Raw genomic sequence first — 22129 nt, forward strand, 5'->3', positions numbered from 1 at the left:
ATGGTGTCTGGACATGACCAATGGAGGCCTGCACATGAATCGATGGAGATCACTCGGCATCATCGCCGTGGCCGGCGCACTCGTGCTCACCGGCTGCGGACGCGGAGACGGAGGGGGTGGCGGCGAAGCGGCCGCGGGAGCCACCATCGACGACAAGCCCGCGAGCGGCGACATCACCGTCTGGGCGATGGGCAACGAAGGAGAAGTCCTCGACGCCCTCGCCGCGGATTTCGAGAAGGAGAACCCTGGCGCGAAGGTCACGGTCACCGCGGTGCCGTGGGAAAGCGCGCACGACCGTATCGCCACCGCCATCGCAGGCGGCCAGACCCCAGACGTCTCGATGCTCGGGACCACCTGGGTCGGCGAGTTCGCCTCGACCGGCGCGCTCGAGCCGACGCCGAAAGGACTCGTAGACGAGAAGAGCTTCTTCGATGGCAGTTGGGACACGGCCGTCGTCGGCGGAACCGCCTACGGCGTTCCCTGGTACGTGGACACCCGGGTGCTCTACTACCGCTCCGACTTTGCCGCGGCCGCGGGACTCGAGGCACCGACGACCTGGGAGGAGCTCAAGACCTTCGCTGCCGCGATGAAGCAGCAGGGCGCGACATCAGGCCTCTCGCTCATGCCAGGAGGCTTCGACTCCTGGCAGTATGTCACCCCGTTCGCCTGGCAGGCCGGCGGCGACATCCTGAGCGACGACGGCAAGACCTTCGTGCTCGACTCGCCCGAGTGGAGGAGAGCGTTCGAGTACTACAACAGCTTCTTCGCCGAGGGCCTTTCAGAGCCTGTGCGTCTCGAAGGCGGTGAGATCGAGCAGAAGTTCATCTCTGGTGAGGTCGGCGCGTTCTTCTCCGGCCCGTTCCACGTGAGTCTGCTGCGCGAACAGGGCGGCGAGGACTTCGCCGACAAGTTCGCCGTCGCCGAGGTGCCGGGTGACGCGACGCGTACCTCGTTCACGGGTGGTGGAAACCTCGCCGTCTTCGAGGACTCGGAGAACCGTGACGCCGCGTGGAAGTTCGTGCGCTGGCTGAGCGAACCCGACACCCAGGTGAAGTGGTACGACATCTCGACCGACCTGCCGAGCGTGCAGAAGGCCTGGCAGGATCCGACCTTTGCCGACGACCCCTATCTCAGCGTGTTCGGGGAGCAGCTGAAGGACTCCAAGGCGCCGCCGGCCATCCCGACCTGGGCGCAGGTCTCGAGCGTGATCGACAGCGAGCTCGAGAAGGTGACTCGCGGATCCCAGCCCGTCGGCGATGCGCTCTCGGGGATCCAGTCTCAGGCTAAGACCATCGGGACGGGCAAGTAGGGCATGAGCGTATCCGCGCCGGTGCGGCGTTCCGGCGGGGCCTACAGCCCCGCCGCGCGCCACCGTCGGCAGACGCTGATCGCATGGGGCTTCGCCGCACCCTTCGTCGTGTTGTTCCTCGTGTTCCTGGCGGGACCCATCGTGTCGTCGCTCCTGATGAGCTTCACCGACATGACGACCCGGGACCTGCGGAATCCTCTCGCGGTGGACTTCGTTGGCTTCGAGAACTACGTGACGCTGTTTACCGATCAGAAGTTCCTGCGTGCGCTGCAGAACACCGTGGTGTTCGTGGTGTTCGGCGTTCCGCTGACCATGGGCCTGGCTCTTCTGCTGGCGCTCGCCCTCAACACGGGGATCACGCGCTTTCGCACGGTCTTCCGGGTCGGCTACTACGCTCCCGTCGTCACGAGCATCGTCGCGATCGCCATCGTCTGGCGCTTCATCCTGCAGCCGGACGGCCTGCTCAACGTCTTCCTCGGCTGGTTCGGAGTCCAGGGTCCCGACTGGTTGCAGAGCACGGGCTGGGCGATGCCGTCGCTCATCCTCATGGCGGTGTGGCGCAACATTGGAACGCTCATGGTGATCTTCCTCGCCGCGCTGCAGGGCGTCCCCCGCGAACAGCACGAGGCGGCGATGGTCGACGGCGCCGGCGTGCTGGCGCGTTTCCGCTACGTGACGCTGCCGGAGTTGCGGCCCGCGATGCTCTTTGCTGCCGTCATCACCGGCATCGGATTCCTGCAGTTCTTCGAAGAGCCTTTCGTGATGACTCGCGGCGGACCCCTCGACAGCACCCTGTCGAGCGCGTTCTTCACGTTCAACCAATTCGGCTTCGGCAACTACGCCTACGCGGCGGCCTCGAGCTACGTGCTCTTCCTCGTGATCGTGCTGCTGACCCTCCTGCAGTTCCGGCTGCTGCGCAGAAAGGACTGAGCCCGATGCGCAAACCCTGGCTCTACATCGTGCTCGCGGTCGGGATGATCGCCATGGTCTTCCCCTTCGTGTGGATGATCCTCGGCTCGTTCAAGACCAATGCCGAGATCCGGCAGCGGCCCATCACCTTCCTGCCCGAGAACCCCACGCTCGACAACTACACGCAGCTTTTCGGGCGCCTCGACTTCACGACCTTCTTCACGAACAGCGTGGTCGTCGCCGTGCTCGTCACGGTCGGCAACATCGTGTTCTCGTCGATGGTGGGCTATGCGCTCGCCAAACTGCAGTTCGGCGGCAAAAGGCTGTTGTTCGGGGTGGTGATCGGCACGCTCATGGTGCCAGGGGTGGTCACCTTCGTGCCGTTGTTCGTGCTCGTGAGCAACCTCGGACTCGTCAACTCCTATCCGGGACTCGTGCTGCCGTTCCTCATCGCGCCCCTCGGGGTGTTCCTCATGCGGCAGTTCATCATGAGCCTGCCCGACGAGCTCATCGAAGCGGCACGACTCGACGGCGCGAGCGAGTGGCGTATCTTCACCCGCGTCATCATGCCGCTCTGCGGACCGGCCGTCGCGACGCTCACGATCCTCACCTTCCTCGGCTCATGGAACAACTTCCTGTGGCCGATGGTGGTGGCCACCTCCGAGAACATGTACACCCTGCCGGTCGCGCTCGCCCTCTATTCGGTCGGGCAGAACGCCACCCAGTACGGCCTCATGATGGCCGGCGCCGTGATCGTCGTCGTGCCGGTACTGCTCGTCTTCGTCGTGCTGCAACGGTACTTCGTGCAGGGCATCGCCGTGACCGGCATCAAATAGAACCACAGAGAAAGCAGGCACATGACCAAGCGATTCCCCACCGGCTTCCTCTGGGGCGCCGCGACCGCGGCACACCAGATCGAGGGCAACAATGTGAACAGCGACTGGTGGCTGCGCGAGCATGACATCGATCGCGTCGATCGCATCGAGGAACCGAGCGGAGACGCCGCCGACAGCTATCACCGCTATCGCGAAGACATGCGCTTGCTCGCGGATGCCGGGCTCACGAGCTATCGATTCAGCATCGAGTGGGCGCGCATCGAGCCGGAGCAGGGTTTCGTGTCGAGAGCCGAACTCGATCATTACCGGCGCATGGTCGACACCGCCCGTGAGCTCGGTCTCGAGCCGATGGTGACACTGCACCACTTCACCGTGCCGCGCTGGTTCGATGCCGGCATCGGGTGGCGCGATGCCGCGTCCGTCGACGCTTTCGCCCGCTACGTGGAGGCGACGCTGCCCGTGCTCGACGAAGTGGAACTCGTGTGCACCATCAACGAGCCCAACATGGTGGCGGTGCTCGCCCATGCGAGCGCGCACGACGAGTTCCTCGCGGGACGGATGCCCCCGGCGGATCCCGTCGTCGCGGATAACCTCGTGCGGGCGCACGAACATGCGGTTGACATCGTGCGCGGCGCTGGCAAAAGCGCCGGCTGGTCCGTTGCCACGCAGGCATTCCAGCCGGAGCCGGGAAGCGAAGGGTTCGCGCGCGAGTTCTCGTGGTCCCGCGAGGACCTGTTTCTGCAGGCGGCTGCGAACGACGACTGGGTGGGCGTTCAGGCGTATACGCGAACGAAGGTCGGGCCGCGCGGGCCGTTGCCGATCGCAGAGGGGACCGAGCTCACGCTGACGGGCTGGGAGTACTATCCGTCGGCGATCGAGTACGGCATCCGCAACTCCTGGGTGCATGCGCCGGGCGTACCGGTGTATGTCACCGAGAACGGGATCGCGACCGCGGACGATGCGCGCCGAATCGACTACACCTTGGGTGCGCTCGAGGCCGTGGCTCGAACCATGGCCGACGGGATCGACGTGCGTGGCTACCTGCATTGGAGCGCCCTCGACAACTACGAGTGGGGGAGCTTTCGCCCGACCTTCGGGCTCATCGCCTGGGATCGGGAGACGTTCGAGCGCCATCCCAAGCCGAGTCTCGCTTGGCTGGGCGGGGTGGCTCGGGCAAACCGGTTGCCCGGCAGCTGACTGCGAAGCTCCCCAGGTTCCGCGAGACTGCGTGAATCGTCGAAAAGAGCCCTTTATCCTACGATTCACGCAGTCTCGCGGGGACTCGCTTGGCGACGTCTCTGATGCGGCAGTCGGCTCCGCTTGAAAACCTAGCGACGTTTGGTTTTGAGTGTTATGGTGGCAGCGGACCGCCAACGATGGCGGCCATCCCTGTTTCGCGGAGGACATGTTGAGCGACATCGATCGACTGAAGGCGCTACTTGCGCAGTTGAGCCTGGAGGAGAAGGTGCACCTGCTCACCGGTCGCGATTTCTGGACCACTTGGCCGATGGACAAGATCGGCTTGCGCCGCATCCTCGTCTCCGATGGCCCGAGCGGCGTGCGCGGCGAGACCTGGGACGAACGCGACCCTTCGCTCAACCTGCCGTCGGCCACGGCGCTCTCCTCGGCCTGGGACCCGGCGATCGCCTACCGCTATGGGGCAGCATCAGCCGTTGAGGCCCGTCGCAAGGGCGTCGACGTGGTGCTCGGCCCGACCATCAACCTGCATCGATCGCCCTATGGCGGACGCCACTTCGAGGCATTCAGTGAAGACCCCCTCCTCACCGCCGATCTTGCTGCCGCCTATGTGCGGGGAGTGCAGGACAACGGCGTCGGCGCGACGCCTAAGCACTACATCGCCAACGACTTCGAGACCGACCGTTTCACGGTCGACGTGCGGGTGAGCGAACGCGCGCTGCGCGAGCTCTACCTGGCCGCCTTCGAGAAGGCGATCACGGATGCCCATGCCTGGCTCGTCATGAGCGCCTACAACACGATCAACGGTGCGACCGCGACCGAGAACGAGCTGCTCGAGGCCCCGCTCAACAGCGAGTGGGGCTTCGACGGCGTCGTCATCAGCGACTGGACCGCCGTCCGTTCCGTGGAGAGCGCGAACTTCTCGCAAGATCTCGTCATGCCCGGCCCGGTGGGGCCGTGGGGCGACGCCCTCGTCGCATCCGTGCGCGCCGGCGAGGTCGCCGAGGCGTCGGTCGACCGCAAGGTGCTGCGACTCCTCGAACTGGCTGCCCGTGTCGGGGCACTCGAGGGCTTCGAGCCCGTCCGGGCCGAGCCCGTGAACGTGGAGGACGGCGTGGCGTTCGCGCGCGAGGCCGCTGCGGCCGGCACCGTGCTCGTGCGCAACGAGGGCGAGCTGCCCTGGTCCTCTGGCGAGCTCGTATCCGTGGCCGTTATCGGCCACAATGCGAAGTTCGCTCGCAGCCAGGGGGGCGGAAGCGCGACCGTGCTGCCGGAGAAGGTCGTCTCGCCGCTCGATGGGATCCGCGAAGCACTCCCGGGCATCCCCGTGTCGTACTCCGTCGGCGCCGTCGTGCAGGAGGGCGTCGCCGAGTTGCCGCTCGACCGCACGGTGAATCCGGTCACGGGCGAGCCTGGAGTGCGCGCCCGTTTCCTCGACGCGAACGGCGGCGAGTTGTTCGGCGAGAACCGTCGCTCGACCGCGCTCGTCTGGTTCGGCGGCGACGCCCCGATCTCCGAGGCGAACGTGCTCGAACTCTCGACGAGATACACACCGGAGGTCACGGGTGAGATCCTCCTCGGCTTCGCTTCCGTCGGCCACGCCAGGATCTTCGTCGACGACGAGCTCGTCCTCGACCAGACGCTCCTGCCGGAGGGTGACGACCTGGGGGCCGCGTTCCTGGCGCCTCCATCGGCCTCGGCCGCCATCGCCGTGACCACCGGGAAGCCGATCGCCGTGCGCGTCGAGGTCAGCCTCGAGGAGCGCGTCGGCCCGCTCGCCAGCGCGATGGCCTTCACCTTCGGCCTCGAACCGGACGACTCCGACCCCGAAGCGCTCATCGCCGAGGCCGTCGCAGCCGCACGAACCGCGGATGTCGCGCTCGTCGTCGTCGGCACCAACTCGCGCGTCGAGTCCGAAGGATACGACCGCTCCTCGCTCGCGTTGCCCGGGCGTCAAGACGAGCTCGTGCGATCGGTGGCCGCGGCGAACCCGCGCACGGTCGTCGTGGTCAACTCGGGCTCGCCCGTGCTGCTGCCCTGGCGCGGAAAGGTGTCGGCCGTTCTGTTCAGCTACTTCGGCGGCCAGGAGTTCGGCAACGCGCTCGCCGACGTGCTGCTGGGCATCCGCGAACCCGGCGGTCGACTGCCCACGACCTGGGCGGACCGAGAGCAAGACGTGCCCGTCGCCAACGTGACCCCTGTCGACGGCGTCGTGCCCTACGAGGAGGGCATCCACATCGGCTACCGCGCTTGGCTCAAGGCCGGAACCGAACCGGCGTATCCCTTCGGTCACGGTCTCGGCTATACAACGTGGCGGATCGCGGATGTCACCGCCGACGGCACCGTCGCACCCGACGGATCGGTCGAGGTGACGGCATCCGTCACCAACACGGGCGATCGTGCGGGCAAGCAGGTCGTGCAGGTGTATGCCGAGCGCGCCGACTCAACGGTCGACCGCCCGGTGCGCTGGCTCGTCGGATTCGCGCCGGTCACGGTCGAGGCCGGGGCGGCGTCCGTGGTCACGATCCCTGTTGCGGCGCGTGCCTTCGCCTACTGGCAGGACGGCTGGCAGTACGAATCGGGCGTCTTCATCCTGCGCGTCGGAACGAGCGTCGCCGAGCTCGGGCACGGGCTGAGCGTCGAGCTCGTCGCGAACGCCGAGAAGTCGACTGCTTGAGCCGATCCGTTCACCTGACCGGGATCGTCGGCACGGGGTGCCGACCATCCCGGTCATCTGAATGCCACGAGCGCATTGTGTCGCCGGCCGCCCAACTGGGCTGCAACCGGGTTCGTAGATCGCGATCGACACGCTGCCACGGGGCGGCCGGACGTTCGTCCGGCTCACCTCAGTCTTGCGCCGTGCACCAGGGGATGCCGGACCAGCTGACGTGGATGACGGTGCCCGTTCCGTCCTCAGCGCAGTACCTCAGCATGTTCGATCCCAGGGCGAGAACGCCGCCGACGAGGGCGGCGTAGGATCCGCCGAATCCTAACAATGTTCCGAGGATCGCCAGCAACTCTGCGGCGCTCGCGCCGGTTGCGAGCGCGTCGATGACCTCGTGCGTGGTGCAGGAGTCGATCATGAAGTCGTAGCCGAACCATCGCAGGACCTCGTCGTTGGAGCCGGAGCAGCTCCTGATTTTCGTGAGAGTGTTCTGCGCCGCCGCGACGGCCGCAGCATCGGTTGTCACATCGCTCACGGTTCCGCCCGCCGCGACGATCCCGGTGGCGAACTGCCGAACGGTGTCTGGATTCGTGCCGAGCTCGAGTGCGAGTGCGCCGTCGAGGTGAGGTTCGCCCGTGCTGTCGTAAGAGATCGCCGGCCGCACGAGATCCCACTGCCCTTTGGCTTGCCTGAGTTCCGAGAGCTGTGTCCCTGTCAGGGGTGTAGCCGTCGCATCGGTCGGACCGGGAATGCTCGCATTCGCCGACGCGGGGGAGACCACTCCGGCGACTCCGGCCACGAGCACCACTGCGGTCACGAGCGCAGTCCACATCGTTGTCGTCGTCTTCATCGTCAACCTTTCTCATCATCCGGGGGAGCCTGGGCAGGCCGAGCACTGACTCGGTCGCCGATCTGGTGTTCCGGATGCGGGGGGTTATGGTTGCGCTCCCACCCCCTCACGGGGGATTCACGTCACTGATCGTCTCCCCGCGAAAGAGAGGGAGCCAGCAACCTTGGAGAACGCACAGCTTGAGCACACATTCTTCCCACCTGTCCACCTGTCCACCTGTCCTCCCTCCCCCTTCCCCGAGACTGCGTGAATCGTCGAAAAGAGGGCTCTTTTCGACGATTCACGCAGTCTCGGGGAGGGGAGGGAGGGGAGGGTGGAGAGGGGGGAGGTGGGGGATGCTACGACTTCTGCGCTGGCTTCTTGCGCGCCGAGGGTCCTGCGGTGGCGCGCTTCGTGGTCTGCGTTGATTCAGCACCAGCCCCGGCACCAGCACCAGCCCCGGCACCCCTCGCCAGTGTCGTGCGCGGCGGCCTGACGACCTTCGGTGCAGGAGGTTTCTCGGCCGCCGCCACGAGCGGTCGAGCGATCGGGGTGAGCCGGGCGAGCTGAGTGACGTGACGAGGTTCCAGTTCGTCGAGCGAGCGCACGCCGAGGAGCTTCATGGTGCGCACGACCTGGTCGCCGAGGATCTCGATCGTGCGGTCGACCCCCTCGCGTCCGCCGGCCATGAGCCCATAGAGGTAGGCGCGTCCGATCATGGTGAACTTCGCGCCGAGCGCGAGGGAGGCGACGACATCCGCGCCGGACATGATTCCCGTGTCGAGATGCACCTCGGTGTGCGCTCCGACCTCGCGCACGACCTCCGGCAGCAGGTGGAACGGGATCGGAGCGCGGTCGAGCTGGCGGCCGCCGTGGTTGGAGAGGGTGATGCCGTCGACGCCGAGGTCGACGAGGCGCTTGGCGTCGGCGACATTCTGCACGCCCTTGACCACGATCGTGCCCGGCCACTGCTCTTTGATCCACTTCAGGTCGTCGAAGTCGACCGTCGGGTCGAACATCGTGTCGAGCAGTTCGGCGACGGTTCCGCTCCACCGGTCGAGTGACGCGAAGGCGAGCGGTTCGGTGGTGAGGAAGTCGATCCACCACCAGGGGCGGGGGATGGCGTTGATCACGGTCTTCGGGGTCAGCGCGGGAGGAATCGACATGCCGTTTCGCTTGTCGCGCAGACGGGCGCCCGCGACGGGAACGTCGACCGTGACGAGCAACGTGTCGAACCCGGCTTTCGCCGCACGATCGACGAGCGTCATCGAGCGGTCCCGATCCTTCCACATGTAGAGCTGGAACCAGTTGCGACCATCCGGGTTCGCTGCCTTCACGTCTTCGATCGAGGTCGTTCCCATGGTGGAGAGGGAGAACGGGATGCCGGCTGCGCCCGCCGCGCTCGCACCCGCGATCTCGCCCTCTGTCTGCATCATGCGCGTGAAGCCGGTCGGCGCGATACCGAACGGCAGGGAGACCGGGGCGCCGAGCACCTGGCTCGAGGTGTCGACCTCTGAGACGTCCCGCAGGATCGACGGATGGAACTCGATGTCCTCGAATGCCTGCCGGGCACGGGCGAGCGAGATCTCAGCCTCCGCGGCGCCCTCCGTGTAGTCGAAGGCGGCCTTCGGGGTGCGTTTCTTGGCGATCTCGCGCAGGTCGTAGACGGTGAGCGCCGCGTCGAGTCGGCGCTTCTTGGCGTTGAGCTCCGGTGCCTTGAAGCGCATGAGCGGTGCGAGGTCGCGGGGTTTGGGGAATCGTCTCTGAACCATGGGTCTCATGCTTTCTTATCTGTTGAACGGGCTCATCTGTTGAACGGACGTGGACGCCGAGTCGCCGCAATTCACCGATCACGCACTGACGCGCTCGTGAGACGTGGCGACTCGGTAGCCGGTGGGGCGTGCGGGGTCGGCGGAGTCTGCCGGGCAGACGGGGTGAGCGGAGTAGTCGGGGTGGCTAGGGCAGACGAGAGGGGCGGGATGGCCGGGGCGGGTGACGGCGATATCCGCGCTGCCTGGCCACCTGGCGCAGCGATCGCCGACCGAGGCTCGGTCTCGAAACGGGTCTCGGCGTAGTAGCGGGAGATGTGGTCGTGGATACGGCTGCGAGAGAGCGCAGCGTCCCGTGCTGCGATCGCTGAGACGATGTCGCGATGCTCCTCGCGCAGGCGTTGAGCCACGGCGGCCCAGTCTGCGAGGCTGCTCACGCCGGCGAGCACATAGCTCTCGATGGCCTCGCGGAGGCCCGCCATCGTCGCGGTCACCACCTGATTTCCGGATGCCTCGGCGAGCGCCAGGTGGAAGCGAGCGTCGAGGGCGAGGAAGTCGGCTGGGGCGAGGGCGGGATCATCCATCGCGTCGAGAAGGCCGACGGCGTCGTCGAGACTCCGCGGGTTCTCGGCGAGCTCGGCGGCGACCGCGGCCTCCAGAACGAGACGGGTCTTGACGACATCGGCGACAGGAAAGCCCCGGGCGGCCACCTGTAGCCGCATGAGGGCTGACATCCCGCCGCGAGGAGTCGCCGTGATGATCGCGCCGGCCGTCGGCCCCGAGCCGGTCTGGGTGCGCACGAGCCCGAGTACCTCGAGCACGCGGATGGCCTCGCGCACACTCGAACGGCCGACATCGAGTTCGGTGGCGAGAGCGCGTTCGGGCGGCAGGTGGTCGCCCGGGCGCAGGGTGCCGTCGAGCAGGGCGCTCTCGATGTGTGCGAGCACATGCTGCCACGCGCGACGCTCGATCATGGGGCCTCCTCGCATCCAGAATGTGGTCAGACCACATGGTACACCCGATCCGACCGCGCGCGCCCCCCCTTGCAAGCCCCCTTGCAGGCACCCCAGCAGGCACCCCAGCAGGCCTCCGCTCGCCGCCGAGATGACCTCGACCGCTCGCCTGGAACGTCGGCGGCAGCGGTCGCAGTCACCTCGCGGCTCAGTATCGCGGCCCAGTATCGTGGTTCAGGATGTCGGGGCGGGAATACCTTCGTGTGATGTTCGTTGGCTATCGATAGTGCTCACTGACCGATGGAGAGAGGGGTTGGCCGCGTGACCGATGCTGAGAAGAGAGGGTCGACCGCATGACCGGCGCTGAGAGTGTGATCGATGTGCGCAGTCGTATCGGCGATTCGGAGCTGGAGGTCTTTCCGCTCGCCCTCGGCGGCAATGTCTTCGGTTGGACCGCCGACGAGGACCATTCCTTCGACGTGCTCGACGCCTTCAGCGCGGCAGGCGGAAATCTCATCGACACCGCCGACGGATACTCGCACTGGGTGTCGGGCAATGGCGGAGGGGAGAGCGAGACCATCATCGGCCGGTGGACGGCCGCCCGGGGCAACCGCGACGACATCGTGATCGCCACCAAGGTCAGCACCCATCCCGAGTTCCCGGGTCTGTCGGCCGACAACGTCCGCGCCGCAGCGGATGCCTCGCTGCGACGCCTGCAGACCGATCGCATCGACCTCTACTACGCGCACTTCGACGACGCCTCGGTGCCGCTAGCCGAGACGATCGGTGCTCTGTCCGAACTGGTCGATACGGGCAAGGTGCGTTACATCGCGCTCTCGAACTATGCGCCGGAACGCGTCGACGAGTGGTTCCGGGTGACCGCCGAGAACGGCCTTCGTCGGGCGGTGGCCTTGCAGCCGCACTACAACCTCGTCGAGCGTGGTTTCGAGGGCGGGTTGCTGGAGCGTGCCGAGCGAGAGAACCTCGCGGTCTTTCCCTATTTCTCGCTCGCGAAGGGTTTTCTCGCGGGCAAGTACCGCGATGATGCCGTCGCAGCCGATGAGAGCCCGCGTGCCGGCGCCGCTCGTGAATACCTCGATGAGCGCGGACGCCGCGTGCTCGCAGCCCTCGATGCGGTTGCCGTGGCGCACGACGCCTCGGTCGCGAGCGTGTCGCTCGCCTGGTTGCGTCAGCAGCGGACGGTCGTGGCTCCGATCGCGAGCGCGCGCACGGTCGAGCAGCTGCCAGACCTCGTCGCCTCGGCCGCGCTCGAGCTGAGCGCAGACGAACTTGCTGCCCTCTCGACGGCCTCGACAGCCTGATCCTCTATGCCTTGTCTGGAATATAAGACTCCGCTCCCGGTCGGAACGTACGGCCGTGCTCGCGGAGAGGACTGACACTGCCGCGGTCGGGGCCGTCGCGAAGGTCGAGGGGTCGGCGGGGTGACGCGGCAGTCTCCGAGCAGCACAACGGCTCAGCCGTCGCGGTGCCGGCGACGAGGCGCTCCTCAGTGCATGTCGACGGACCTGGCCGAACGCAGCTTGTCTCGGATGAAGCGATTGGCGTGGGCGGCGAGGTCGTCGGAGTCCTGCCAAAGGTTGCGCCAGATGCCGAGCGCGTTGCTGAGCTCTGCGCTGACGACGGAGGAGGAGAACGACTCGAAGACCACCGGGCCGTCGTAGCCGATCCTCGTGAGTCCGCGGAAGAAGCCGTCGAAGTCGACCGTGCCGGAGCCGAGATAGCCGCGATGGCTTTCACCGATGTGCACATAGCCGAGCGCGGTGCCTGCGTCGAGCACGGGGGAGGTTTGGTCGGACTCCTCGATGTTCATGTGGTACGTGTCGAGGTGCAGGCTGACGTTGTCGTGGCCGACTCGGTCGAGGAAGGCGAGACCCTGGCGCGCGGTGTTCATGACGTTCGTCTCGTAGCGGTTGACGACCTCGAGCGAGAGGTGGATGCCGAGATCGGCAGCGCGGCCCGCGAGCCGCCGGATCGCGGCGGCGCTCGACGCGAGGCCGGCTTCGTCGACAGGGGACATGTACTTGCGCATCGCGCTGTAGATCACGCCGCAGAGACGATGCCCGCCCATGGTGTGCACGATGTCGAGACACTCGTTCAGCAGCGCCTCGCCAGCCGCGGCGATCGCGCTGTCGTGACTCGTGAGGTCTGTTGTTTCGGAGAGTCCGAGCGACGCCGTCGCCTCGATGCCGTTCTCGCGCAACAAGCGCGCAGCGAGCTCCCGGTCGAAGTCGTAGGGGTTCATGAGGGGGATCTCGATGATGTCGAATCCTGCTTCACGGGTTTTCTCGATGGCCAGGCGGATGCCCGATTCATCGAACTTTCCCGTGAAAACAAGGGCATGGGCGCCGATCTGCATGGTGTCTCCCTTTTTCGGTCCTCGTTGACGTGTCTTCGCACCTCACCTCGATGTTATGAGGTTGTTATTACAGCGCTTCCCTGTTTGCGAACAATTAGATACATTAGGATACAACTTGCGGAATGGGCGACATCTGACGCACAATTGGTCGGACCTTTCATGCGAATCGCTCGTGACCGAAAGAGCCCACCGAATCCTCCGATGAAGAAGGTGACCACGTGACCGCACCACTCCTCAAGGTCGAGGGGATCAGCAAGAGCTTCCCCGGTGTGCAGGCACTGCACGACGTGCAGTTCGAGCTTCACGTGGGTGAGGTGCTCGTGCTCGTCGGCGAGAACGGCGCCGGCAAGTCCAGCCTCATGAAGATCCTGTCTGGGATCTACGCGAAAGACGCCGGTCGCATCGTCTTCGAGGGCGAAGAGGTCGACATCACCAGCCCCTTGCAGGCCCAGCACCTCGGGGTCAGCATCATCCACCAGGAGATGAACCTGATGCCCGACCTCACGGTCGCGCAGAACATCTACATCGGCCGCGAGCCGCGAACCGGCCTTCTCCTCTCGGAGAGCTCGTTGAATCGGAAGACGGCGGAACTGCTCGACCGCCTGGGAATCCTGCTCGATCCACGGCAGCTCGTGCGGGAACTCACCGTGGCGAAGCAGCAGATGGTCGAGATCGCCAAGGCGCTTTCTTTCAATGCCAAAGTGCTCATCATGGATGAGCCGACCTCGGCGTTGACCGAGTCCGAGACCGAGACCCTCTTCCGTCTCATCGAGGGGCTGAAGGCCACGGGCACCGGCATCATCTACATCTCGCATCGCATGGAAGAGCTCAAACGTCTCGCCGACCGCGTCACGGTGCTGCGCGACGGCCAGTACATAGGCACCCTCGAGCGCGAGCGGATCGACGTGCCCACGATCATCGAGATGATGGTCGGACGGCCCATCGACGAGGGCACGCGACCGCGCGCAATCGAGCATGTTCGCGAGGAGGTCGTGCTGAAGGTCGAGGGACTCAGCACCCGGCAGCTGCTGCGGGATGTCAGCTTCGAGCTGCACCGCGGCGAGATCCTCGGCTTCGCCGGGCTCATGGGGGCAGGGCGCACCGAGGTCGCACGTGCTCTCATCGGCGCCGATCCGTCAGAGGCCGGAACCGTGCACGTCAACGGGGTGCACGTCAAGATCAAGCAGCCGGCCGATGCCGTCAAGTTCGGTCTCGGCTACCTGTCCGAAGACCGCAAGCAGTTCGGCCTCATGCTCGATCAGGATGTCAACTTCAACGTGCAGCTCGCATCCTTGAAGGACTACATGAACGCCCTTGGCGTCATGCTCGACGGCAAGGGACGCCGAGTCTCGCGTGACTACGTGAAGTCCCTCAGAATCAAGACCCCTTCGATCATGCAGACCGCGAAGCTCCTCTCCGGCGGCAACCAGCAGAAGGTCGTCATCGCGAAATGGCTCGCCCGCGACCGCGACATCCTCATCTTCGACGAGCCCACCCGCGGCATCGACGTCGGGGCCAAGGAAGAGATCTACAGGCTCCTCCAGGACCTCGCGGCTCAAGGCAAGTCGATCATCGTCATCTCGTCGGAGTTGCCGGAGGTTCTTCGACTCGCTCACCGCATCGTCGTCATGGCGAATGGGCGGATCACCGGTGTTCTGAACAACGAGGACGCCAGTCAAGCCAAGATCATGCACTACGCCACCCATGCCAGTGGCGGGAAAGAGTGACCACACCGATGAACGCAACCCCAGCAACGCAGCAGGTGGAAAAAGCGGATGAGCAGAAGCTTGGCGCCGGCGCCTTCTGGCGCAAGCAACTGCAACAATCGCTCGCCTTCGGCACGCTCGTCGTGCTGATCCTGTTCTTCTCGCTCGCAAGTGGCAACTTCTTCACCTGGAGCAACATTTCGGGCATCCTGCTCGCCACGGCGGTGATCGGCATCCTGGCTCTCGGCACGACCTTCGTCATCATCACGGGTGGCATAGACCTGTCGCTCGGCACGGGCATGACGCTCGCGGCGGTGATGACCGGCATCTTCGTCGTGAACATGGGACTGCCGGTGTGGATCGGCGTGATCGGAGGGGTCTCGACCGGCGCACTCATGGGTCTTGTCAACGGCTTGAACATCACCTTCCTGCGTCTACCGCCGTTTATCGCCACTCTCGCGATGATGATGATCGCGCAGGGTCTGGCCCTCGTCATCTCCGGCGTGCGTCCGATCTATTTCTCCACGGCCGCACCCGACTTCAAGAACATCGCGCTCGGCACGCTCGTCCCAGGCCTGCCCAACGCGGTGCTGATCATGTTCGTGCTTGCGATCGTGGCCTACTTCCTGCTCAGCAAGACCATCGTCGGGAGGTTCACCTTCGCGATCGGCTCCAACGAGGAGGCCACGCGCCTTTCAGGCGTCAACACGCGACGATGGAAGATCATCGTCTACACCCTTTCAGGAGTCTTCACCGGCATTGCCGGCGTCGTGATCGCCGCCCGGCTCGACTCGGCTCAGCCCCAGCTCGGGGTCGGCTACGAGCTCCAGGCGATCGCGGCGGTGATCATCGGCGGCACCTCGCTACTCGGAGGCCGTGGTTCGATCCTCGGCACCGTGATCGGTGCGCTCATCATGAGCGTGCTCATCAACGGACTGCGGATCATGTCGATCCAGACGGAATGGCAGAACGTGGTCGTCGGCGTCGTGATCCTCATCGCGGTCTTCGCCGACTCGCTGCGCAGCAGGAAGGGGATCTGACCCCTCACACACAGACCGGGTCGTCGGTGCAACGAGTGCCGGCCGACGGCTCGCGATCGATTCCCGAATCGACCGCATAGCGGCAATGGCGAGGTCGCAAGAAGAACCACCTTCGAAACGATCCGCTCCGCACGATGGCAACTCAACCAACCAATTCGAATCAGCTCGAGGCGCTGGTTCCTCAAACAACGGAGTTTTCAATGAAACGTGCCAAGAAGGTCGCCCTCGTGGCGGCAGCCGCAGCCGCTGCGCTGATGTTCGCCGGCTGCTCGAACGGTGGGGGTGGGACAACGGGTGGCGATAGCAAGCCCTATATCGCGCTCGTCTCGAAAGGCTTCCAGCATCAGTTCTGGCAGGCCGTCAAGCAGGGTGCCCAGGAGAAAGCGGAAGAGCTCGGCGTCGAGATCACCTTTGAGGGGCCGGCTTCGGAGACGGAGGTCGACGCCCAGTTGCAGATGCTGCAGGCGGCGATCGACAAGAAACCGGCTGCCATCGGCTATGCGGCACTCGATCCGCAGGCCTGCATTCCGCTCTACGACGCCGCGAAGGCTGCTGGCATCCCGATCGTCGAGTTCGACGCTCCGTGTGACAGCGACTACTCGCAGAACCTGGCTGCCACCGACAGCCTGGTCGCAGGCGCCTTGGCTGCGGAGCATATGGCAAAGCTCATCGGAGGCTCGGGCGAGGTGGCGATCGTCGGTCACAGCCAGATCAACTCGACCGGTGTCCAACGTCGCGACGGCTTCGTAGACAAGATCAAGGCCGACTTCCCCGGCATCACGATCGTCGACATCCAGTACGGTGACGGAGACCACCTCAAGTCGGCCGACATCGCGAAGGCCATGATCGCGGCCCACCCGAACCTCAAGGGCATCTACGGAACCAATGAGGGATCGGCCGTCGGCGTCGTGAACGCCGTCACCGAGCTCGGGCTTCAGCCAGGAAAGCTGGCGATCGTCGGATTCGACTCGGGAAGCGCCCAGATCAATGCGATCAAGAGCGGCCTCATGGCCGGCGCGATCACCCAGGATCCGATCGGCATCGGCAAGGCCGTCGTCCAGGCAGCCTACGATGCGATGAACGGTAAGAAGCTCGAGAAGTTCACCGACACGGGTTCTTACTGGTACGACAAGAGCAACGTCGACGACCCGAAGATCGCGGCCGTCCTCTACCAGTGAGCCGGCTCTTCTGAGCGGTTGAACGCGAGGCTCCTCCCCGGGCATCCTGGGGAGGGGCCTCGTCTGCGTTGGGGCATGGCGACGCCGGGCACAAGCCGGAAGCAGGCTCAGCGGATCGCGAGAACGGAGATGCGTCGCCGGCGTGCAGGCCGGCGGGCTCGTGACGCAACGGGCGAGTTGCGGGGGTGAGTTGCGGGGGCGGAGTCCTCGCGTCGGCTCATCCCGCCCGCTGCGGCTGGAGTCAGTGCAGGGACAGGCAGGTGCGCGGGTTCGCGAGGAGCATGGCGTCGGTCGCCTCGTCGCCGATCCGCTTCCGTAGGCGTGGCAGGTAGCGTTCGCCGAGATAGGCGAGGCCGGGCATGCCGCCGTATGCGATGTAGCGGGAGGCTCGGGCCACATCACCGCCGAGCAGGATGCGCGTGCCGCCGCCGCGCGCGACGACGCGCTCGGCGAGATCCAGCAGTTCGGCTTCGCTGCGCGTGCGGGGTCTGGCCATGCCGTCGTACCCGAGCCAGGCGCCGCGAGCCGCGAGGTCGAGATGAAGGTCGGGGTCGGGGTCGCGGTCGGCATGGGCGAGCACGACGCGGCGTGGCGCCACCCCCTCGGCTTCGAGGAGATCGAGCACTTCGTGGGCGGCGGTGCAGAACTCGAGATGCACCATCACCGGCACCCCGGTCTCGCCGTGGGCGACCGCGGCGGCATCGAGCGTCGTCCGCTCGAACGGGGTGATCGACCAGTAGCCGACGCCCGCCTTGACGAGCCCTGCACGCACGGCGTCGCCCGCGGGCGTATGAGCCGGGGCGCCCTTGTCGGGGATCGCGTCGGCGTCGGGCATGCCATCGACGATGTCCCGCACGAAGAGTTTCGCCCGGCGCGCGACGTCGAGTGTGCGTAGCCAGTGCCCTGCGTGATAGTGCGCTTCGCGGTGCGTGCCAGTGGTCGCCACGACGGAGAGCCCCGTCCTGGCGCTGATTCGTGCCATACCCGTGGCGTCGCGCCCCAGCCCGATGGGCGTCGCGTCGACCATGGCTGCGAACCCGCTGGCCGCGAGCAGGCGCGCCTCGCGCAGCGACGCATCCGGATCGTCGAGTTCGTCACCTGGCAGCAGCGGGCTCGTCTGGAAGAGATGTTCGTGGTAGTTCGTGGGCCCGAGCTCGTCCGGCGCGATATCACCGAGTACCGTACGGATCACGGCATCTCCTTTCAGCGGTTCGACGGGGCGACGGGGCGAGAGGGTCGACGATCGCGGTGATCGGATGAGCGGCGGTGACGTCGCATCATCGTCGCGCGAACTCGGCGGCCTCGGCCAGCTCGCCGATGAGCTCCTCGGTCATGACGACATCGAACACCTCGCCGATGACCTGACTCCAACCGTGGATGAAGTACCGCCAGCCGTCGAAGACTCTGAGTCCGGCGGTGTCCTGCTGTGCGAGCGCTTGATGCAGGAACTCGAGCGTGCCGCGATAGTTGAACTCCCAGACGTAGGCGCCCTCGGGAAAGGCGACATCGTCGGGAACGGGTGACCCCGGGCGGTCCTTGCCGAGTCCGCTGGCGTTCACCACCAGGCTGTCGCGCGGAGCGCCCGTGAGAACAGCGCGTGTCACGTCGGGGTGGGACGCGATCACGTAGTCGATCAGCCCCCCGGGCGTTCCATGGCGCTCGTGCACAGTCCGCAAGTGGTCGAGTCGCTCGGCGCTGGTGTCGGTGACGACGATCGACTCGGGACGGTCCTCTCGCTCACTCAGATACCAGCTGAGCGCTGTGCCCGCTCCGCCTGCTCCCAGGATGATGGCATGCGCTCCGGTTGCGGAGAAGTGGGTGTCAGGCAAGAACTCCTCGATCGCGAGACCCGCTGTGAGGGGATCCTTGGCATGCCCGATGAGCCTGCCTTCGTGTTTGGAGATGCTCGACAGCTCACCGCAGAGGCTGGCGAACTCGTCGAGTTCGTCGAAAAGCGAACGAGTGGCCCGATAGAGCGCTATCTTGTGCGTGGTGACGAGGGCGCCGAGATGATCTGGATCGTCGCGGATCCGTCGCACGAGGGCGAGATACTGCTCGGCCGTCGCATCGACGGGGAGGTCGTGCCCGATGAGTCGATCGGTCGGGAGGCCGAGGATGCGCGCCCACACGGGGAAGATCTGCATGATCGACGACGATGCGGTGCTCACGCCGACGAATCCCATATATCCGCTCATGACTCGGCTCCCCGCACCGCGGCGAAGGCCGCGGCGAACGACCGAGCCTTGCGCTCGACCTCGTCGTAGCGCCCCGTGGCGAGGTCCGCACTTGAGACGAGGTCGCCTCCCGCTCCCGTCGCGATCGCGCCTGCCGAGAACCACTCGCCGAGGTTCGCCGGTGTCACACCACCTGTCGGCATGAGCGGTGCATCCGGGAACGGAGCGCGCAAGGCCTTGAGAAAGCCGGGCCCGCCGAGCGAGGCCGGGAAGATCTTGACGACGTCGACGCCGGATTCGACGGCGAGCATGATCTCGCTGGGTGTGAGCGCCCCCGTCATCACGGTGAGTCCCGTCTGCTTCATGGCGGCCGCGAGCTCGGGGCGCGTACCGGGGCACACGAGGAACCGTGCACCGGCATCCGCTGCCTGCCTAGCCTGTTCGGGCGTCGTGACCGTGCCGGCGCCCGTGTAGGCGCCCTCACCGTAGCGGGAGATGAGCTCGGCGATCACGGCTGGGGCGTCGGGCGTCGAGAACGTGATCTCGATGCCCGTGACGCCGCCGCGCACGAGGGCGTCGGAGGCGAGCAGGGCGCTCGCGGCACTCGGGGCTCGCACGACGGCGAGGACGCCGGTGCGACGCAGCTGGTCGAGGGGATCGGTCACAATGCCTCCGGGGGAGTCGCGGGGTGTGCGATGGTCAGGGTGTTGACGGGGTTCGGCGGTGTGCGGCCCTCGAGCACGGCGAGCAGATTGTCGACCGCGAAGGCGCCCATGTTGTCGACCGCCTCGATGGTCTGCGCTCCGAGGTGCGGGGTGACGATCACGCGTTCGGCGAAGGAGGCGTCGAGCAGCGGGGAGGTGTCACCACGGGTGTCGCCGGCGAGAGTATCGGCCGCGAAGCCGCCGATGCGACCTTCGCGCAGCGCGGCGGACAGTGCGATTTCGTCGACCAGCTCGGGTCGTGCCGTGTTGACGACGACGAGCGACGGATGCCCCGTGGCAAGCCATTCGGCATCGACGATGGTCTGCCCGCCCGGCGCGTGCAACGACACCACGTCGCACGCGCCAGCCATGGCGGCCAGAGCGATCGGCTCGGCGCCGAGGGCGTGAATCGCCTCGTCGCTCAGAAAGGGGTCGGAGGCCACGACGCGTGTGCCGAACCCGGAGAGGCGTCGCGCGACTCCTTGGCCGATGCGGCCGAATCCCACGATGCCCACGACGAGTCGGCCGAGCTCACGCCCGCGCAGCACCGTCCAGTCGCCGCGACGAACACGCCGGTCGCCCTCGGTCGTGCCGCGCAGCACCGCCAGCATGAGGCCGACGGCATGGTCGGCGACGGCGTCGCTATTGGCGCCCGGCGTGTTCGTCACGACGATGCCACGAGCGGTCGCCTCATCGACATCGACGGCCTCGTACCCCACGCCGTAGCGGGCAACGACGCGCAGCCGCGGCGCCAGGTCCAGATGGTTGGCGGTCACCGCGCCCGTGCCTGCGACCCACCCCACGGCTTCCGCCAGCAGAGGAGCGAGCGTCTCGAGATCGTGATCGGCTGGGCCGCGCACCACGTCGTGGCCGGCCGCTGCGAGGCGGGCGTAGAGGTCGACCGACCCGCCGGAGAAGGAGCGGCTCGTCGCCAGTACGAGGCCCATCAGCGTGCCGTCCGTGTGGCGAACCATGGCCGCAGACGATCGTAGGCGTCGGAGAAGGCCACGTGACGTTTGCCGTAGGCGGCGTGGCGCGAGGCGTCTGGGGTGAACTCGGCGGTCACCGTCGAGAGGTCGCGTGCGGCAGAGAAGCCGTCGACGAAGCCAAGGCCGACGGCGCCCGTGACGGCTGCGCCGAGGCTGTTCGCCTCTTCGACCACCGAGCGTCGGCGCACGGGCACGCCCCAGACATCCGCCATGATCTGCAGCCATACTGCGCTTGCTGCACCTCCGCCGATGGCGTCGACACGGTCGATGGATGCGCCGGCATCGCGGAACGCCTGGATGCAGGTCAATAGGTTGAACGCGACACCCTCGAGCACCGCTCGGGTCATGTGGGCACGTCCGTGGTGTCGCTCGATGCCGACGAACGCGCCGGCGGCGTGGGGATCCCAGTGCGGCGAGCGTTCCCCGAGCAGATAGGGAAGGAAGAACAGGCCGCCGGTGGCCGCGTCGGCCGTGTCGGCGTCGGCGACGAGCGCGCCGAGCGTGGCGTTCGACGGATCGGGCGACAGCAGCTCGTTCGCCCACTGCAGCGAAGCGCCGCCAGCCTGCATGGTGGCGGTCGGCACGAAGCTGCCTGGCACCACGTTGTCGAAGGTGAACGTGCGTAGAGCCGGGTCGTAGATGGGCTCCTCGCTCGCGAACGAGATCCATGAGGACGTGCCGAGGCACACATAGGCGCCGTCCTCCGGTGCCACTATGCCTGCTCCGACCGCGGCGACCGGACCGTCGCCGCCGCCCATGACGAGGCGGGTTTCACGGGGGAGACCGATGGCGCTCGCAGCTTCGGCGGTGAGGGTCCCGATCACGGTGGCCGAGTCGACGATCTCGGGGAAGATCTTCGCATCGAGGCCGGCTGCGGCGAGCACGTCGGCCGCCCACGTGCCGCGTCGCTGGTCGAAGGCGTTCGTGCCAGAGGCATCCGACCGGTCGGTCACGAGACGAGCTGTGAGGCGATGACCCACGAAGTCCTTGGCCAGGCAGAAATGGCTCACACGTGCCCAGTTCTCGGGCTCGTTGTCGCGCACCCACATGACCTTCTCTATCGAGTACGTGGGGTTCACCCGGTGCCCGAGCATCCGATAGGCCTCGCGCTCGCCGAGGGCGTCGACGAGCTGGTCCGCCTGCCGAGTGCTACGGGTGTCGGCCCAGATGATGGCGGGGCGCACGGGCTCGTATGAGGCATCGAGCAGCACGGCGCCCATCATCTGACCGCTCACGACGAGGCCCGTCACCGAGGCAGGATCGACTTCGGTACGTGCGATGAGCGTGCGTGTGGCCTCGACGACGGCGTTCCACCAATCCGTCGGGTCTTGCTCGGCGACGCCCCCATCGGCGAAGTGAGCGGGGTAGCCGACGGTCACGGCGGCGAGGAGGCGGCCGTTGTCTTCATGGAGCGAGGCTTTGTCGCCCGTGGTGCCGAGGTCGTGTGCGATGATCATCGTCGATCCCTGGATGGTTGTCAGGAGGGGTGAATCG

The 22129-nt window shown here is 66.4% G+C and carries 18 protein-coding genes; 9 read left to right on the plus strand and 9 right to left on the minus strand.

Features of this window, described 5'->3' with window-relative positions; all coding sequences use genetic code 11:
- The first annotated feature begins 34 nt into the window (after positions 1–34).
- The 5 genes from ACFQB0_RS10200 (at position 35) to ACFQB0_RS10220 (ending at position 6928) form a co-directional block, all read left to right on the plus strand.
- Positions 35–1309 (plus strand): sugar ABC transporter substrate-binding protein, encoded by a 1275-nt coding sequence (locus ACFQB0_RS10200; protein WP_386730947.1) that lies wholly within the window; start codon positions 35–37, stop codon positions 1307–1309.
- A gap of 3 nt (positions 1310–1312) precedes the next feature.
- Positions 1313–2239 carry a carbohydrate ABC transporter permease gene (locus ACFQB0_RS10205; RefSeq protein WP_386730949.1) on the plus strand — a complete coding sequence of 309 codons (927 nt, stop codon included), beginning with the start codon at positions 1313–1315 and terminating at the stop codon, positions 2237–2239.
- 5 nt (positions 2240–2244) lie between these two features.
- Entirely contained in the window at positions 2245–3054 is an 810-nt protein-coding gene (locus ACFQB0_RS10210) for a carbohydrate ABC transporter permease (protein WP_386730951.1), read from the plus strand.
- Between the two features lie 21 nt (positions 3055–3075).
- Complete coding sequence (locus ACFQB0_RS10215; protein ID WP_386730954.1) at positions 3076–4251, plus strand: glycoside hydrolase family 1 protein; 1176 nt, start codon at positions 3076–3078, stop codon at positions 4249–4251.
- A gap of 208 nt (positions 4252–4459) precedes the next feature.
- Entirely contained in the window at positions 4460–6928 is a 2469-nt protein-coding gene (locus ACFQB0_RS10220; protein WP_386730955.1) for a glycoside hydrolase family 3 protein, read from the plus strand.
- A gap of 169 nt (positions 6929–7097) precedes the next feature.
- Here the strand turns inward: ACFQB0_RS10220 and ACFQB0_RS10225 are convergent, their stop codons facing one another.
- The 3 genes from ACFQB0_RS10225 to ACFQB0_RS10235 form a co-directional block, all read right to left on the minus strand.
- Positions 7098–7766, minus strand: coding sequence for a hypothetical protein (locus ACFQB0_RS10225; RefSeq protein ID WP_386730957.1), 669 nt, complete (start codon positions 7764–7766; stop codon positions 7098–7100).
- Between the two features lie 338 nt (positions 7767–8104).
- Complete coding sequence (locus ACFQB0_RS10230; protein WP_386730960.1) at positions 8105–9517, minus strand: alpha-hydroxy acid oxidase; 1413 nt, start codon at positions 9515–9517, stop codon at positions 8105–8107.
- Between the two features lie 71 nt (positions 9518–9588).
- Positions 9589–10488: a FadR/GntR family transcriptional regulator gene (locus ACFQB0_RS10235; protein ID WP_386730962.1), complete on the minus strand. Its 900-nt coding sequence runs from the start codon at positions 10486–10488 to the stop codon at positions 9589–9591.
- A gap of 332 nt (positions 10489–10820) precedes the next feature.
- Here ACFQB0_RS10235 and ACFQB0_RS10240 point away from each other — a divergent pair, with 332 nt between their 5' ends.
- Complete coding sequence (locus ACFQB0_RS10240) at positions 10821–11789, plus strand: aldo/keto reductase (protein WP_386730964.1); 969 nt, start codon at positions 10821–10823, stop codon at positions 11787–11789.
- A gap of 185 nt (positions 11790–11974) precedes the next feature.
- On the opposite strand, the gene ACFQB0_RS10245 is transcribed toward ACFQB0_RS10240, so the two are convergent.
- On the minus strand, positions 11975–12844 hold the full coding sequence (locus ACFQB0_RS10245; RefSeq protein WP_386730967.1) for a sugar phosphate isomerase/epimerase family protein: 870 nt from the start codon (positions 12842–12844) through the stop codon (positions 11975–11977).
- 218 nt (positions 12845–13062) lie between these two features.
- Between ACFQB0_RS10245 and ACFQB0_RS10250 the strand changes: the two genes are divergently transcribed.
- The 3 genes from ACFQB0_RS10250 (at position 13063) to ACFQB0_RS10260 (ending at position 16768) form a co-directional block, all read left to right on the plus strand.
- Entirely contained in the window at positions 13063–14571 is a 1509-nt protein-coding gene (locus ACFQB0_RS10250; RefSeq protein ID WP_386730970.1) for a sugar ABC transporter ATP-binding protein, read from the plus strand.
- Between the two features lie 8 nt (positions 14572–14579).
- A complete protein-coding gene (locus ACFQB0_RS10255; protein WP_386730972.1) occupies positions 14580–15590 on the plus strand; it encodes an ABC transporter permease in 1011 nt (336 codons plus the stop codon).
- A 200-nt stretch (positions 15591–15790) separates the two neighbouring features.
- On the plus strand, positions 15791–16768 hold the full coding sequence (locus tag ACFQB0_RS10260; RefSeq protein ID WP_386730975.1) for an ABC transporter substrate-binding protein: 978 nt from the start codon (positions 15791–15793) through the stop codon (positions 16766–16768).
- 241 nt (positions 16769–17009) lie between these two features.
- On the opposite strand, the gene ACFQB0_RS10265 is transcribed toward ACFQB0_RS10260, so the two are convergent.
- From ACFQB0_RS10265 to xylB, 5 genes are all read right to left on the minus strand, one after another.
- On the minus strand, positions 17010–17960 hold the full coding sequence (locus ACFQB0_RS10265; protein ID WP_386730976.1) for a phosphotriesterase family protein: 951 nt from the start codon (positions 17958–17960) through the stop codon (positions 17010–17012).
- Positions 17961–18045: 85 nt separating this feature from the next.
- Positions 18046–18963: a shikimate dehydrogenase family protein gene (locus tag ACFQB0_RS10270; protein ID WP_386730979.1), complete on the minus strand. Its 918-nt coding sequence runs from the start codon at positions 18961–18963 to the stop codon at positions 18046–18048.
- Positions 18960–19607, minus strand: a complete 648-nt coding sequence (locus ACFQB0_RS10275) for a bifunctional 4-hydroxy-2-oxoglutarate aldolase/2-dehydro-3-deoxy-phosphogluconate aldolase (protein WP_386730982.1) — start codon at positions 19605–19607, stop codon at positions 18960–18962. The genes ACFQB0_RS10270 and ACFQB0_RS10275 overlap by 4 nt, the downstream gene beginning before the upstream one ends.
- Positions 19604–20620: an NAD(P)-dependent oxidoreductase gene (locus tag ACFQB0_RS10280; protein WP_386730985.1), complete on the minus strand. Its 1017-nt coding sequence runs from the start codon at positions 20618–20620 to the stop codon at positions 19604–19606. Before ACFQB0_RS10280 ends, ACFQB0_RS10275 begins: the two co-directional genes overlap by 4 nt.
- Positions 20593–22092: a xylulokinase gene (gene xylB, locus ACFQB0_RS10285; protein WP_386730988.1), complete on the minus strand. Its 1500-nt coding sequence runs from the start codon at positions 22090–22092 to the stop codon at positions 20593–20595. The genes ACFQB0_RS10280 and xylB overlap by 28 nt, the downstream gene beginning before the upstream one ends.
- Positions 22093–22129: the final 37 nt, after the last annotated feature.

Source organism: Luethyella okanaganae, assembly GCF_042660285.1.
Taxonomy (GTDB): domain Bacteria; phylum Actinomycetota; class Actinomycetes; order Actinomycetales; family Microbacteriaceae; genus Luethyella; species Luethyella okanaganae.